Here is a 13,584-nt window from a genome sequence, read left to right on the forward strand (position 1 = left end):
CCGTATCTCCCGGACTGCTCGCACCCACGGCTAGGCGGTATCCGGTGCCTCTCGGGTGCGCCGGTCGTCGCCCGCTCCGTCGGGGACCGGGGTCACCGACTTCCGCTTCAGACGGTATTTGAGAGACCTGGCGGGCCTTTCGATGAGAAACCAGCTCGCCACGGCCAGGGGCAACGTCGCCGCTGCCACGACGAGGGTGAAGAGGAGCGGGGCCAAACGGAGAAGTCCCATGACGGTGAGCAACTGCTGAACCGGGTAGGCGTAGATATAAGTCCCGTAAGACAGATCCGTACGCAGCCTCAAGCGCTCGTTGTGGATCAGGGAGCCGGAGACGATGACGGCATAGGCCAGCGGGACGGCGGCGACGACCCGGTAGTCGGGTAGCGAACCGGCCGCTATGACGATGGCGACGCTCACCCCGACGAGCCACCATCGCGCGGGAATCACGTCGCGCCACTGGTAAAGGAACGCCCCGGCCGCGAACATGATTGCGGACCGGCAAATCAAGAAGAGCAGGGCGGTGCGGACGTCGCCGCCGCCCTCATGTTGATGAAGTACGTCGGGAAATCTCAACGGCGGCAGCATTGCGGCCCCGACCGTCGCCGGCAAGAGGATTGCCAGGGATACCCACCGGTACTTCGCAAGGCCGACTACCCCGATACCCGCGACGACTAGGTAGCACATGATTTCCCAAATGAGGGACCACAGCGAACCGTTCCACATCCCCGCGTTGGGAATGTCGCGCGGTGTGCCACCGACATCGAATTTGACCAGCGCCACGGCGCTGTTCTTCAGAACGTATTCCAGCGGCGCGCCCGACGATATGAGTTTGGCGGGCGACCCGCCTTGAATCGCCACGCTGATAGGAGCAATCACGAAGGCGGTCACCAGCAGGCAAACGTAAAAGCCGGGCAGGATGCGAAGAGCCCGAGCGGCGAGATATTCGCGTAGCTTCGGGTTGCTCAGCCAACTCGCGGTGATCAGGAATCCGGAAATGCCGAAGAACCCATCCACCCCTATGCAAAGGAGCAGTTGCAACACCGCCCGGGACGACGGGAGGTGATTCCTTACGGACAACGTGTGCCAGAAGATCACTTCGGCGGCCAGCGCCAAGCGCCACGCATTGAGTGCGTTATTGCGCGGATCGAATACCTGCCCGAGTTTCATCCGCCTCCCCAGTTGTCCGCATAGGGCGCTGCGGTGTCGTCATATCGTCACAGATCGCCAAAGCGGGCGAATTCACGCTACCTGAGGGATTTCTCGGTGGCAAAACCGCCACTGCCCCATATCCGGTAAGCCATAACGGCGCTCGGCGTCAGGTGTGCAAACGCGATCCGCACGCGCGCCACAAAATTCATCCCCGGTCTTGGTGGCCGGGTCGCCCCGCGACCGCCCCCGTTACCCGTCGCGCTTGGCGTTGATGAACCGCTGCGTCTCCTCCCAGGAGGGCAGCAGGCCCGAGGCGCGGACCTCTTCGAAGCTCGGGGCAGCCGCGTCGCGGTCGGACAGGTTGGGGGCGGCGCCGTTGACCAGCGGCCAGTCGATCGCCAACGCCGGATCCGTGGGGCAGATGGTGTGTTCGCGCTGCGGGTTGTATTCGGCCGAGCACAGGTACATCACCGTCGAATTGTCTTGGAGCGCAAGGAAGCCGTGCGCCAAGCCCTCCGAAATGTAAATCGTCTTGTGATTCAGGTCGTCGAGCAGAACCGAATCCCACTGGCCGAATGTGGGTGAGCCCACCCGGATGTCGACCACCACATCGAACACCGAGCCGGACACGCAGGTCACGTATTTGGCCTGGCTCGGGGGAACCTGGGCGAAGTGCAGGCCACGTAGCACGCCGGCGGACGACACCGAACAGTTGGCCTGCCGGACGTCCAGGCGGTGACCGGCGAAGCCGGTGAAGTCGTGGTCGGTGAGCCACTCGAAGAGCAGGCCCCGGGAGTCGCCATGAAGGGCGGGGGTGATCTCCCAGGTGCCGGGGATGTCGAGTTCGCGAACCTTCATCTTATTGACCACGTCCTTCATAACGGGCTTCCGCGGCGTCCTTCAGAGGGCGCCACCACGATTCGTTCGCACGATACCAGTCGATGGTGGCGCTCAAGCCCTCCTCGAAGTCGGTATGCTTTGGCGCCCAGCACAATTCGTCGTAGAGCATCGACGGGTCGATGGCGTAGCGCAAGTCGTGGCCGACGCGGTCGGTCACGTGGTCGAAGTCGTCGGGTTCGCGGCCCATCATCTTCAGCAGCGTGCGCAGCACGCTGAGGTTGTCGCGTTCGCCCTCCGAGCTGATCAGGTAGGTGCGGCCGATTTCGCCCTTTTCCAGGATGCGCCGCACGGCGCTGTTGTGGTCGTCGACGTGGATCCAGTCGCGGACGTTGGCGCCGCTGCCGTACAGCTTGGGCCGCCGGCCGGTGAGCACGTTGGTGATCTGGCGCGGGATGAACTTCTCGACATGCTGATACGGGCCGTAGTTGTTGGAGCAGTTCGAGATCGTCGCGCGCACGCCGTAGGAGCGAACCCACGCCCGGACCAGCATGTCGGCTCCGGCCTTGGTAGCCGAGTACGGGCTCGACGGGTTGTAGGGCGTCGATTCGGTGAACCGGTTGGGGTCGTCGAGCTCGAGGTCGCCGTAGACCTCGTCGGTCGAAATGTGGTGCAACCGCACGCCGTGGCGCCGGACGGCTTCCAGGATGGTGAACGTGCCGACCACGTTCGTGTGCAGGAACGGGCCCGGGTCGTCCAGCGCGTTGTCCACGTGGCTTTCCGCGGCGAAGTGCACGACCGCGTCGGACTCGGCGACCAGCCCGGAGACCAGCTCGGTGTCGCAGATGTCCCCGACGACCAGCCGAATGGCGTCCTCGACGTCGGCCAGCGACTCCCGCCGCCCGGCGTAGGTCAGGGCGTCGAGCACCGTCACCGAGTCCTCGGGGTGTTCGCGGACGGTGCTGTGCACGAAGTTCGCGCCGATGAACCCCGCGCCGCCGGTGACCAGTAACCGCATGGTCAAACCCTAACCGAGCGGACGGGTCAGCTTGCGGCAGTCAGCCCCAGCGGCCCGGCCAGTTCGCTGAGCGCCGAAACGAGCGCGTCGTCGTCCTGGCTGTCCAGCACCTGGATGGCCACGTGGTCGGCTCCGGCGTCGCAGTGTTCGCGGAGTCGCTGCGCGATGGCCTCCGGCGTGCCATACGCGACCACCGCGTCGATCAGCCGGTCGCTGCCCGGCTTGCGGACGTCGGCTTCGGTGAACCCGAGCCGCAGCCAGTTGTTCACGTAGTTACTCAGGTCCAGGTAGAAGTCGGCATACCTGCGCCCGATGGCGCGGGCTGCCTCCGCCCCTTCTTGGTCCGGGGTGGTCAGCACCACCTTGTGTTCGGGCGCGAGGAACACGGACTTGCCGACCAGTTCGCGGGCCTTGGCCGTGTGTTCCGGCGTGGTCAGATACGGGTGCGCGCCGGCGCTGCGCTGGGCCGCCAGCCGCAGCACGCGCGGCCCCAGCGCGGCGAGCACGCGGCGGCTGGTGGGCACCATCGTGGCGTCGAGCTCGTCGAGGTAGGAGGCCAGCGCGTCGTACGGCTTGACGTACTCCTGGGTGTGCTCGGGATGCCCGACGCCGACCCCGAGCAAAAACCTTCCGGGATAAGCCGTTTCGATGCGCTGGAAGGACCGGGCGACGGCCGCGGCCTGCGCCGTCCAGATGTTGATGATCCCGGTGGCCAGCTGCAGCGAGGAGGTCTGCGCCAGGGCCGGTTCCACCCACGACAGCTCGGCGTCCGGCGAACCACCGATCCAGGCGGCGCCGTAGCCGAGTGACTCGATCCGCGCCGCAAGTTCCCCGGTGATGGATCGGTTGGGCAGCCAGACGCCGAACCGGCCCAGGTCGGGTTTGAGTGCTACTGCCTCGGTCATCTACGTCCCCTCCCGCGTCTGTCAGCTCAGTCCGAGCGGCCCCGCCAATTCGGCCAACGCCGGCACCAGGTTTTCATCCTTGGTCAGGACCTGCACCGGCACGTGGTCGGCCCCCGCGTCGAGGTGCTCTTTCAATCGGGCCGCGATCGCCTCCGGCGTGCCGTAGGCGACCAACGAGTCGATCAGGCGGTCGCTGCCCGGCTTGGTGACTTCCTCGTCGGTGAAACCGAGCCGTTTCCAGTTGTTGCGGTAGTTGGCCAGTTGGAAATAGATGTCGAGCGCCCTGCGGCCCACCGCGCGGGCCTTCTCGACGTCGGTGGTCAGCACGGCTTTGTGTTCGGGCGCCAGGAACGCCGACGGGCCGATCAGCTCGCGCGCCTGCGCGGTGTGTTCGGGGGTGGTGAGGTACGGGTGCGCCCCGGCGGCGCGCTCCGCGGACAGCTTGAGTACCCGGGGTCCGAGCGCGGCCACCACGCGGCGGTGGGCGGGCACGCCGTAGTCGTCGAGTTGTTGCAGGTACTCGGCCAGCGCGTCGTAGGGCTTGCGGTACTCCGCGTGCGCCTCGGGATGGCCGACGCCGATGCCCAACAGGAAGCGGCCGGGGTAGGCCTTGTCGATGCGGTGGAACGACTCGGCCACCGGCTTCGCCGCGGCCGTCCAGATGTTGACGATGCCGGTGGCCACCTGCAGGGTGGTCGTCGCTTCGAGGATGGGCTCCACCCAGGCCAGCTCGGCGGGGGGAGAGCCGCCCACCCAGACGGCCCCGTAGCCCAGGGCTTCGATGTCTTTGGCTTGTTCAGGCGTGACGCCGCGTCCGAACGATCCGAACCGGCCGAGGTTGGGCTTGCTCGCTGCATCGGTCATGGTTGTTCCCAACCGGCGCGGCGGCGGCCCTATTCCACCGATTCGACCGGCTCCGGGTCCGCGACCGGCGGGACTTCCAGCGGTAGCAGCACGATGAACCGGGTGTCGCCGGGCACCGATTCGACGCGCAGGTCCCCGCGATGCTTCTTGACGACGATGTTGAACGCCAGGTCCAGCCCGAGGCCGGTGCCCTCGCCGAACGGCTTGGTGGTGAAGAACGGCTCGAAGATGTGCTCGCGGGCTTCCTCGGGCACCCCGGGCCCGGTGTCGCAGATCTCGACGCGAACCATGTTCTCGCCCTCCCGGCAGGTGCGGACGGTCAGCGTGCCGCCCGTGTCGCGCATCGCGGCGATGGCGTTGTCGATGATGTTGGTCCACACCTGGTTGAGATCGCCTGGGTAGCAGGGAATTTCGGGAAGCGACTGGTCGAAATCCTTCACCAGGGTGATCGCTTTGGTGCCCCTGCTTCCGTCCTTGGTCAACCGGTCGGCGAACATCACCAGTGTGGAGCGCAGCAATTCGTGGATGTTGGCCACCTGGAACGGGGCGCGGTCCAGCTGCGAATACTGCTTGGCGTCGGCGACCAACGCCGAAATCCGCTTGCTCGCTTCCAAAATCTGGTTCATCAGCAGCTCGCTCTCGATGGTGTAGTTGATCCACCGGATCGCCTCCTCCAGCGATGTCGACGCGAGTTCTTCGCTGACCGTGGAAATCCGCTCCAGCCAGTCGGTGTCGATGCCGCCCTCGACGAACGTCGGCGCGATGTCCCAGCCGCCCTCGACGCCGTGCTCTTCCAGCCAGTCGCCGACGGCGTCCTCGCGGTCGGCGGTTTCCATCGCGCTCAGGTGTTCCGTCGCCGACTTGGCGACCTGCTCGGCCACCCCTTGCTGGAGGTGGACCAGGGCGCTGAGTGCCTCGGGGCTGACGGTGCCGTCGGCGAGCATGGCCAGCTTGCCCCGCATGCCGGCGACCCGGCCGCGCAGATCGGCGGCCGCGCGGGCGATGGCCGCCGCGGGGTTGTTCAGCTGGTGGGTCAGCCCGGCCGACAGCCGGCCCAGCGCGAGCAGCTTCTCCCGGTTGTCGATGATCCGCCGGGTCCGGTCGGTGCCGACGGCGATGCCGTCGAGCAGGTGGACGGCCATCGGGAACTGGTCCTTCATGAACTGGGCGAACACGGGTGCGTCCATCACGAAGAACCGCGACGGCTTGGTCACGTGCACCGAGGCGTCGTAGCTCTTCTGCTTGCCGCCGGTGAACGCCCGCCAGGCGCCGCAGTAGACGCCGCGCTGCGAGGTGCGGTTGGTTTCGATGTCCTGGCCGCCCGAGAGCTTGGACATCGTCAACTCGCCCTGGATGAGGACGTAGAAGCAGGTCGCCGGCTCGCCTTCGACGCAGATGGGGCCCGGTTCGTAGTTCTCGATGTGCCCAGCTGCGCACAGCACCGCGAGCTGTTCGTCGGTGAGCGCCTCGAACAGGAACAGGCTGCGCAGCTCGTCGGGCTGGCAGGGTGTCTTGGCCGTCATGACTCGGCCAGGTAGCGGTGCACCAGCATGACGGCCATCGATCCCTCGCCGACCGCGGCCGCGACGCGCTTGGCGGACTCGGCCCGCACGTCGCCGGTGGCGAATACGCCCGGCACGCTGGTCTCCAGGTGATGCGGCGGGCGGTCGAGCGTCCACCCGCACACGTTGCGCAGGTCCGGGCCGGTGAGGACGAAGCCGTGGTCGTCGCGGGCGAGCACCCCGTCCAGCCATTCGGTGCGCGGCGCGGCGCCGATGAAGATGAACATCCGGGCGCAGGTGACGTCCTCGGTCTCCCCGGTCTGGTTGTCGACCAGGGTCAGCCGCTCCAGGTGGTCCTCGCCGACGGCGCGCCGCACCTCGGTGCAGGTGCGGACGGTGATGTTGGGCCGCCGCTGGATCTGCTGAATGAGGTAGTAGGACATCGACGCGTCCAGCGACGGGCCGCGCACCACGATGGTCACCGACTTCGCCTCGCGGGACAGGTACATCGCGGCCTGGCCGGCGGAGTTGGCCCCACCGACGACGTAGACCTCCTCGCCCGCGCACTCCGAGGCGATCGAGACGGCCGCCCCGTAGTAGACGCCCTTGCCGGTCAGCTCGCCGCAGCCCTCGGCCTGGTGCTCGCGGTAGGTGACGCCGGTGGCCAGGATGACCGCGTGCGCGTCGATCGAGCCGCCGTCGGCGAACCGCACGGTGCGCTTGGGACCGTTGACCTCCAGCGCCGTGGCAGAGCGCGCGGTGATCAGCTCGGCCCCGAACTTCTCGGCCTGCCGACGGGCGCGCTCCGCCAACTGGCCGCCCGACACGCCGTCGGGGAAGCCGAGGTAGTTCTCGATGCGTGAACTCTGGCCCGCCTGCCCGCCCGTCGCGGTGCGCTCGATCAGCACCGTGCGCAACCCCTCCGAGGCGCCGTAGACGGCGGCGGCCAGGCCCGCGGGCCCGCCGCCGATGACGATCAGGTCGTAGAACTCCTGCGACGGCGTGGTGGTCAGGCCCAGGGTGTCGGCCAGCTGGGCGTCGGTGGGTTCGACCAGGGTGTCGCCGCGTTCGGTGACGACGACGGGCAGCCGCAGGCCGTCCTCGCCGGCGGCCTTGAGCAGCCGCTCGCCGTCGGGATCGTCGGCCATGAACCACGAGTAGTGCAGCCCGTTGCGGGCCAGGAAGTCGCGCACCTGCCAGGACCGCTCCGACCAGCGGTGCCCGATCACCTTGGTGTGCGGGATCGGGTGTTCGGGGGCCGACCGCCAGGCATCCAGCAGGCCGTCGATCACCGGGTAGAACTTCTCCTGCGGCGGGTCCCACGGCTTGAGCAGGTAGTGGTCGAGGTCGACGACGTTGATCGCGTCGATGGCGGCGTGGGTGTCGGCGTACGCGGTCAGCAGCACGCGGCGCGCGGCGGGGTACAGGTCCATCGCCTGCTCGAGGAACTCGATGCCGCTCATCTGCGGCATCCGGTAGTCGGCGATGAGCACCGCCACGGTCTCGCCGCGCAGCTTGAGCTCCTTGAGCGTCTCCAAGGCGTCGGGACCGGACTCGGCGCGCACGACCCGGTGCCGGTCGCCGTATTGGCGGCGAAGGTCACGGGCGACCGCGCGCGAGACGGAGGGATCGTCATCGACGGTCAGCAACACCGGCTTGCGAGGCTGGGCGGAGGGTTCGGCGGGACTCGCGGGGCTCGTCATCGGAGTTAAGTATGCCCTCGTCAGGGCCCTCGCGGCAGGTCGAGGAGGCCGGGCGGATTTCGCTGCCGGCGATTTTGGGTGAAGGGGCCTGACCGGGTATCGTGGGACAACGGTGCGTCATCCGCGCCGACTTTTTGCGTGCCCTGTCTGAGGAATTTCCTGTAACCGGCTCACGTTTCTAGTCGGGCGAATGCTGCGCCGGTAAGGGCGCACACAGGATACGAAACCAAAGACGAGGATTGCTGAAAAGTTATGGCCAAGAAGGACGGTGCCATAGAGGTCGAGGGCCGCGTGGTCGAGCCCCTGCCCAATGCGATGTTCCGCATTGAGCTGGAGAACGGTCACAAAGTGCTCGCCCACATCAGCGGCAAGATGCGGCAGCACTACATCCGCATCCTGCCCGAGGACCGGGTGGTGGTGGAGCTGTCTCCCTACGACCTGTCCCGGGGCCGCATCGTGTACCGGTACAAGTAAGCCCGAATAAGACAACGAGAAAGAACAGGATCGAACAGCCGTGAAGGTGAACCCGAGCGTCAAGCCAATCTGTGACAAGTGCAGGGTGATCCGTCGGCATGGGCGGGTCATGGTGATCTGCTCCGATCCGCGCCACAAGCAGCGCCAGGGCTGATCCGGCGGCGATCGCAAGCGCGGCGTAGCCGGGCGATGCGGGTCGCAGCCATCAAGGCCGGCTCTGCCCAACACAACTGAATGCAGACCTCCCAGCACCACTGAGCGAATACGTCGCTCATCCACGCCCGGACGGAGGCCGGGCCCCGTCTCAAGACGGGAACGGACTGGGATCAGACCTCCGCTTAGAAAAAGAGGAAACGCCACCTATGGCTCGATTAGTAGGCGTCGATCTGCCGCGCGACAAGCGGATGGAGATCGCGCTGACCTACATTTTCGGCGTCGGCCGTACCCGGTCGAACGAGATCCTGGCAGCTACGGGGATCGACAAGGACCTGCGCACCAGGGACCTGACCGACGACCAGCTGACCCACTTGCGTGACTACATCGAAGCGAACCTCAAGGTTGAGGGTGACCTGCGCCGCGAGGTGCAGGCCGACATTCGCCGCAAGATCGAGATCGGCTGCTACCAGGGCCTGCGGCACCGCCGCGGCCTGCCGGTGCGCGGCCAGCGGACCAAGACCAATGCGCGCACCCGCAAGGGCCCGAAGCGCACCATCGCCGGCAAGAAGAAGGCCAGGTAATCGCCCATGCCACCAGCCAAGAAGGCAGCGTCTGCCCCCAAGAAGGGGCAGAAGACCCGCAAGCGGGAAAAGAAGAACATCCCGCACGGTGCCGCGCACATCAAGAGCACGTTCAACAACACGATCGTGAGCATCACCGACCCCCAGGGCAACGTCATCGCCTGGGCGTCGTCGGGCCACGTCGGCTTCAAGGGCTCGCGGAAATCGACCCCGTTCGCCGCTCAGCTGGCCGCCGAGAACGCGGCGCGCAAGGCGCAGGAGCACGGTGTGCGCAAGGTCGACGTGTTCGTGAAGGGCCCGGGCTCGGGCCGGGAGACGGCGATCCGTTCGCTGCAGGCCGCGGGCCTCGAGGTCGGCGCGATCTCCGACGTCACCCCCCAGCCCCACAACGGCTGCCGTCCGCCGAAGCGCAGAAGGGTCTAGGACACAATCATGGCTCGTTACACCGGACCCATCACCCGCAAGTCGCGCCGGCTGCGCACCGACCTCGTCGGTGGCGACCAGGCGTTCGAGAAGCGCCCCTACCCGCCCGGCCAGCACGGCCGCGCGCGGATCAAGGAGAGCGAATACCTGCAGCAGCTGCAGGAGAAGCAGAAGGCCCGCTTCACCTACGGCGTGATGGAGAAGCAGTTCCGCCGCTACTACGAAGAGGCCACCCGGCAGCCCGGCAAGACGGGTGAGGAGCTGCTCAAGATCCTGGAAAGCCGGCTGGACAACGTCGTGTACCGCGCGGGGCTGGCCCGCACGCGCCGGATGGCCCGCCAGCTGGTCAGCCACGGCCACTTCAGCGTCAACGGCGTGCACGTCAACGTGCCCAGCTACCGGGTGTCGCAGTACGACATCATCGACGTGCGGGACGGCTCGCTGAACACGGTGCCGTTCCAGATCGCGCGGGAGACGGCGGGCGACCGCCCGATCCCGAGCTGGCTGCAGGTGGTCGGCGAGCGCCAGCGCATCCTGATTCACCAGCTGCCCGAGCGGGCTCAGATCGACGTGCCGCTCGCCGAGCAGCTGATCGTCGAGTTCTACTCGAAGTAAGAGCTTCCGCACCGACCGGTGCGGAAACCTAACGGCATCAAATAGCGGGTGCCGAGAAGGAGAAGAAGAAACACCATGCTGATCTCTCAGCGACCCACCCTGTCGGAAGAAGTCCTCACCGACAGCCGCTCGCAGTTCGTGATCGAGCCCCTGGAGCCCGGATTCGGTTACACCCTGGGCAATTCGCTGCGGCGCACGCTGCTGTCCTCGATTCCCGGCGCGGCCGTCACCAGCATCCGCATCGACGGCGTGCTGCACGAGTTCACCACCGTCGCCGGGGTGAAGGAAGACGTCACCGCGATCATCCTGAACCTCAAGGGCCTGGTGGTGTCCTCGGAGGAGGACGAGCCGGTCACCATGTACCTGCGCAAGCAGGGCCCGGGCGCGGTCACCGCGGGCGACATCGTGCCGCCCGCCGGCGTCACGGTGCACAACCCCGACATGCACATCGCGACCCTGAACGACAAGGGCAAGCTCGAGGTCGAGCTCGTCGTCGAGCGTGGCCGTGGCTACGTCCCGGCGGTGCAGAACCGGGCCTCCGGGGCCGAAATCGGCCGCATCCCGGTCGATTCCATCTACTCGCCGGTGCTCAAGGTGACCTACAAGGTCGACGCGACCCGTGTCGAGCAGCGCACCGACTTCGACAAGCTGATCCTGGACGTCGAGACCAAGAGCTCGATCACACCGCGCGACGCGCTGGCGTCGGCCGGTAAGACCCTGGTCGAATTGTTCGGCCTGGCACGCGAACTCAACGTCGAGGCCGAGGGCATCGAGATCGGGCCGTCGCCCGCCGAGGCCGACCACATCGCGTCGTTCGCGCTGCCGATCGACGACCTGGACCTCACCGTGCGGTCCTACAACTGCCTCAAGCGCGAGGGCGTGCACACCGTCGGCGAGCTGGTCAGCCGCACCGAGTCCGACCTGCTCGACATCCGGAACTTCGGCCAGAAGTCCATCGACGAGGTGAAGGTCAAGCTGCACCAGCTGGGCCTGTCGCTCAAGGACAGCCCGCCGAGCTTCGACCCGTCGCAGGTCGCCGGCTACGACGTGGCCACGGGCACCTGGTCCACCGAGGGCGCCTACGACGACCAGGACTACGCGGAAACCGAACAGCTGTAATGGCCGTCCGGTGACGATGCGGCCGTGCAGCGGCCGCCGAGGAACCGGACACAACTAGAGAAGTCCGTCCCGGCCCTACCTGATACGGGGGCCGGCCCCACTTAGGAGATAGTGCAATGCCCAAGCCCACCAAGGGTCCTCGCCTCGGCGGGTCGTCTTCGCACCAGAAGGCGCTGCTGGCCAACCTGGCCACGTCGCTGTTCGAGCACAACCAGATCAAGACGACCGAGCCGAAGGCGCGCGCGCTGCGTCCGTACGCGGAGAAGCTGATCACGCACGCGAAGAAGGGCACGCTGCACAACCGTCGCGAGGTGATGAAGAAGATCCGCGATAAGGACGTGGTGCACAAGCTGTTCGACGAGATCGGGCCGTTCTTCGCCGACCGCAACGGCGGCTACACCCGCATCATCAAGGTCGAGCCGCGCAAGGGCGACAACGCCCCGATGGCGGTGATCCAGCTGGTGCTGGAGAAGACGGTGACGTCGGAGGCCGAGCGGGCGCGCCGTGCGAAGACGCCCAAGAAGGCTGATGCGCCCGTGGCGGCAGCGGCGGCGCCTCAGGCGGCGGTCGAGCCTGAGGAGGCCGTCGGGCCGACGGCCGAAGAGGTGACCGAGCCGGCCGAGACTTCGGGAGCTTCGGAGTCTTCGGAAACCGGGGAATCCACGGAGGCCCAGGCCAAGGCCGAGGAAAAGCACGACGAGGCCATCGAGGCGCGGGCCGAGGCCGAGAAGGCCGAAGAGGCCGACGAGGCTGACGAGAGTTAACGACTCGGATTCTCAGGTCCGTCTGCGGTTCGACATCGCCTATGACGGAACGGAATTCGCGGGCTGGGCGGCTCAGGCCGGCCAGCGCACCGTGGCGGGAGTGCTCGACGAGGCGCTGACCACCCTGTTCCGCACCCCGGTACGGCTGCGCGCCGCCGGCCGCACCGACACCGGCGTGCACGCCACCGGGCAGGTGGCCCACCTCGACGTGCCGCTGGACGCGCTGCCCAACGCCTACCCGCGCTCGCCGCACGTCGGCGAGCCGGAGTTCCGGCCGCTGGTGCGCCGGCTCGGCCGGTTCTTGCCCACGGACGTGCGGGTGCTCGACATCAGGCGCGCCCCCGCGGGTTTCGACGCCCGGTTCTCGGCGCTGCGGCGCCATTATGCGTATCAGCTGTCGACCGCGCCCTACGGGGTGCAGCCGCAGCTGGCCCGCTACGTCACCGCCTGGCCGCGGCCGCTGGACGTCGACGCGATGGCCGCCGCCTCCCGAGAGCTGGTGGGCCTGCACGACTTCGCCGGGTTCTGCCGGCACCGGCCCAACGCCACCACCATTCGCGACCTGCAGCGCCTTCAGTGGTCACGCGACGGCGACCTGATCACCGCGCAGGTGACCGCCGACGCGTTCTGCTGGTCGATGGTGCGCTCGCTGGTCGGGGCGCTGCTGGCCGTGGGCGAGCACCGGCGGCCGGTGTCCTGGTGCCGCGAATTGCTCAGCGCCACAAGCCGATCCAGTGACTTCGCGGCCGCGCCGCCGCACGGTCTGACGCTGGTGAGCGTCGACTATCCGCCCGACGATCAGCTCGAAGCGCGCAACCTGATCACCCGGGACCTGCGCACGCGCTAAACCTTCTTCGCGACGAAATTCGCGGCCTGGTTGGTCAATCCGGGCACATAGCTCAGATGGGACGCCCAGCGGGTTCCGGGCGAGCAGATCGGGTCGCCCGGGTTGCACAGGTCGATGGTCTTGCCGTCGAATTCCGGGGTGAGGGCGCTCATCAGCTGACCCGCCCGGGCGGACGGGTTGCCGAACAGGGCGACGGCGGCCACATGGTCGGCGGCCGCGGCCGGCAGCGGCTGACGGAAGCCGAGGCCGGGTAGCGGTGCGGCCGTGACGATGTCGATGACGGCCGCGCCTTGCGAGTATCCGCCGAGCACCAGCTTGGTGTTGGGGCAGTTACCGGCCATCTGCTGGATGTGATTGCTGGCGTCGTTGGCGCCGTCGGCCGCGGCGAGGAAGTCCTTGTTGGCCGGGTAGTTCACCCCATAGGAGCCAACGCTTTTGGAAGTCTGCTGGCGCAGCGCGTTGACGAAGGCGGCGCCGACCTTGCCGACGCCGGGCGGCTCGTCGGTGCCGCGGGCAAACACCACCTCAACGCCGGGGCACGAGGCGAAGGCCTGCGGAAGCAGTTGGGGAGCAACCACTATCGCGGCGCCCGCGAGCAGCCCGGCGCCCAGTGTCAGTGGAATGAGC

The 13,584-nt window shown here is 67.4% G+C and carries 16 protein-coding genes; 8 read left to right on the forward strand and 8 right to left on the reverse strand.

Annotated elements, in window-relative coordinates; genetic code table 11:
- Nucleotides 1-30: 30 nt before the first annotated feature.
- The 7 genes from A9X05_RS28205 to A9X05_RS28235 form a co-directional block, all read right to left on the reverse strand.
- Nucleotides 31-1,167, reverse strand: coding sequence for an acyltransferase (locus A9X05_RS28205; protein ID WP_067785583.1), 1,137 nt, complete (start codon nucleotides 1,165-1,167; stop codon nucleotides 31-33).
- 231 nt (nucleotides 1,168-1,398) lie between these two features.
- Nucleotides 1,399-2,007, reverse strand: coding sequence for a dTDP-4-dehydrorhamnose 3,5-epimerase (gene rfbC, locus A9X05_RS28210; protein ID WP_067754406.1), 609 nt, complete (start codon nucleotides 2,005-2,007; stop codon nucleotides 1,399-1,401).
- A gap of 1 nt (nucleotide 2,008) precedes the next feature.
- The gene (gene rfbB, locus A9X05_RS28215; RefSeq protein ID WP_067754409.1) at nucleotides 2,009-3,004 is read right to left on the reverse strand and encodes a dTDP-glucose 4,6-dehydratase; all 996 of its coding nucleotides are present in this window, start codon (nucleotides 3,002-3,004) and stop codon (nucleotides 2,009-2,011) included.
- Nucleotides 3,005-3,030: 26 nt separating this feature from the next.
- Nucleotides 3,031-3,909: an LLM class F420-dependent oxidoreductase gene (locus tag A9X05_RS28220; RefSeq protein WP_067785586.1), complete on the reverse strand. Its 879-nt coding sequence runs from the start codon at nucleotides 3,907-3,909 to the stop codon at nucleotides 3,031-3,033.
- A gap of 21 nt (nucleotides 3,910-3,930) precedes the next feature.
- Entirely contained in the window at nucleotides 3,931-4,773 is an 843-nt protein-coding gene (locus tag A9X05_RS28225) for an LLM class F420-dependent oxidoreductase (protein ID WP_067785589.1), read from the reverse strand.
- A gap of 29 nt (nucleotides 4,774-4,802) precedes the next feature.
- The gene (locus tag A9X05_RS28230) at nucleotides 4,803-6,296 is read right to left on the reverse strand and encodes an ATP-binding protein (RefSeq protein ID WP_067785593.1); all 1,494 of its coding nucleotides are present in this window, start codon (nucleotides 6,294-6,296) and stop codon (nucleotides 4,803-4,805) included.
- On the reverse strand, nucleotides 6,293-7,978 hold the full coding sequence (locus tag A9X05_RS28235; RefSeq protein WP_067754425.1) for an FAD-dependent oxidoreductase: 1,686 nt from the start codon (nucleotides 7,976-7,978) through the stop codon (nucleotides 6,293-6,295). The genes A9X05_RS28230 and A9X05_RS28235 overlap by 4 nt, the downstream gene beginning before the upstream one ends.
- A 252-nt stretch (nucleotides 7,979-8,230) precedes the next feature.
- Here A9X05_RS28235 and infA point away from each other — a divergent pair, with 252 nt between their 5' ends.
- From infA to truA, 8 genes are all read left to right on the forward strand, one after another.
- Complete coding sequence (gene infA, locus A9X05_RS28240) at nucleotides 8,231-8,452, forward strand: translation initiation factor IF-1 (protein WP_003418601.1); 222 nt, start codon at nucleotides 8,231-8,233, stop codon at nucleotides 8,450-8,452.
- Nucleotides 8,453-8,492: 40 nt separating this feature from the next.
- On the forward strand, nucleotides 8,493-8,606 hold the full coding sequence (rpmJ, locus tag A9X05_RS30245; RefSeq protein WP_003879483.1) for a 50S ribosomal protein L36: 114 nt from the start codon (nucleotides 8,493-8,495) through the stop codon (nucleotides 8,604-8,606).
- Nucleotides 8,607-8,814: 208 nt separating this feature from the next.
- A complete protein-coding gene (gene rpsM, locus A9X05_RS28245; protein ID WP_007167900.1) occupies nucleotides 8,815-9,189 on the forward strand; it encodes a 30S ribosomal protein S13 in 375 nt (124 codons plus the stop codon).
- 6 nt (nucleotides 9,190-9,195) lie between these two features.
- Nucleotides 9,196-9,612 carry a 30S ribosomal protein S11 gene (rpsK, locus tag A9X05_RS28250; protein WP_046182344.1) on the forward strand — a complete coding sequence of 139 codons (417 nt, stop codon included), beginning with the start codon at nucleotides 9,196-9,198 and terminating at the stop codon, nucleotides 9,610-9,612.
- A 9-nt stretch (nucleotides 9,613-9,621) separates the two neighbouring features.
- Nucleotides 9,622-10,227: a 30S ribosomal protein S4 gene (gene rpsD, locus A9X05_RS28255; RefSeq protein WP_067273257.1), complete on the forward strand. Its 606-nt coding sequence runs from the start codon at nucleotides 9,622-9,624 to the stop codon at nucleotides 10,225-10,227.
- Between the two features lie 75 nt (nucleotides 10,228-10,302).
- A complete protein-coding gene (locus A9X05_RS28260; RefSeq protein ID WP_067785597.1) occupies nucleotides 10,303-11,346 on the forward strand; it encodes a DNA-directed RNA polymerase subunit alpha in 1,044 nt (347 codons plus the stop codon).
- A 116-nt stretch (nucleotides 11,347-11,462) separates the two neighbouring features.
- A complete protein-coding gene (gene rplQ, locus A9X05_RS28265) occupies nucleotides 11,463-12,110 on the forward strand; it encodes a 50S ribosomal protein L17 (RefSeq protein ID WP_067785600.1) in 648 nt (215 codons plus the stop codon).
- The gene (gene truA, locus A9X05_RS28270) at nucleotides 12,097-12,957 is read left to right on the forward strand and encodes a tRNA pseudouridine(38-40) synthase TruA (protein ID WP_082971083.1); all 861 of its coding nucleotides are present in this window, start codon (nucleotides 12,097-12,099) and stop codon (nucleotides 12,955-12,957) included. The genes rplQ and truA overlap by 14 nt, the downstream gene beginning before the upstream one ends.
- On the opposite strand, the gene A9X05_RS28275 is transcribed toward truA, so the two are convergent.
- Nucleotides 12,954-13,574: a cutinase family protein gene (locus A9X05_RS28275; protein ID WP_067785646.1), complete on the reverse strand. Its 621-nt coding sequence runs from the start codon at nucleotides 13,572-13,574 to the stop codon at nucleotides 12,954-12,956. The genes truA and A9X05_RS28275 overlap by 4 nt on opposite strands.
- Nucleotides 13,575-13,584 lie beyond the last annotated feature (10 nt).

Origin of the sequence: Mycobacterium sp. E3298 (assembly GCF_001666895.1) — a bacterium.
Lineage (GTDB): Bacteria > Actinomycetota > Actinomycetes > Mycobacteriales > Mycobacteriaceae > Mycobacterium.

What these genes read in the sequence shown, in the direction of transcription:
- A9X05_RS28205 (WP_067785583.1), bottom strand. Translation starts at nt 1,167, where the DNA reads ATGAAACTCGGGCAGGTATTCGATCCGCGCAATAACGCACTCAATGCG.
- rfbC (WP_067754406.1), bottom strand. Translation starts at nt 2,007, where the DNA reads ATGAAGGTTCGCGAACTCGACATCCCCGGCACCTGGGAGATCACCCCC.
- rfbB (WP_067754409.1), bottom strand. Translation starts at nt 3,004, where the DNA reads ATGCGGTTACTGGTCACCGGCGGCGCGGGGTTCATCGGCGCGAACTTC.
- A9X05_RS28220 (WP_067785586.1), bottom strand. Translation starts at nt 3,909, where the DNA reads ATGACCGAGGCAGTAGCACTCAAACCCGACCTGGGCCGGTTCGGCGTC.
- A9X05_RS28225 (WP_067785589.1), bottom strand. Translation starts at nt 4,773, where the DNA reads ATGACCGATGCAGCGAGCAAGCCCAACCTCGGCCGGTTCGGATCGTTC.
- A9X05_RS28230 (WP_067785593.1), bottom strand. Translation starts at nt 6,296, where the DNA reads ATGACGGCCAAGACACCCTGCCAGCCCGACGAGCTGCGCAGCCTGTTC.
- A9X05_RS28235 (WP_067754425.1), bottom strand. Translation starts at nt 7,978, where the DNA reads ATGACGAGCCCCGCGAGTCCCGCCGAACCCTCCGCCCAGCCTCGCAAG.
- infA (WP_003418601.1), top strand. Translation starts at nt 8,231, where the DNA reads ATGGCCAAGAAGGACGGTGCCATAGAGGTCGAGGGCCGCGTGGTCGAG.
- rpsM (WP_007167900.1), top strand. Translation starts at nt 8,815, where the DNA reads ATGGCTCGATTAGTAGGCGTCGATCTGCCGCGCGACAAGCGGATGGAG.
- rpsK (WP_046182344.1), top strand. Translation starts at nt 9,196, where the DNA reads ATGCCACCAGCCAAGAAGGCAGCGTCTGCCCCCAAGAAGGGGCAGAAG.
- rpsD (WP_067273257.1), top strand. Translation starts at nt 9,622, where the DNA reads ATGGCTCGTTACACCGGACCCATCACCCGCAAGTCGCGCCGGCTGCGC.
- A9X05_RS28260 (WP_067785597.1), top strand. Translation starts at nt 10,303, where the DNA reads ATGCTGATCTCTCAGCGACCCACCCTGTCGGAAGAAGTCCTCACCGAC.
- rplQ (WP_067785600.1), top strand. Translation starts at nt 11,463, where the DNA reads ATGCCCAAGCCCACCAAGGGTCCTCGCCTCGGCGGGTCGTCTTCGCAC.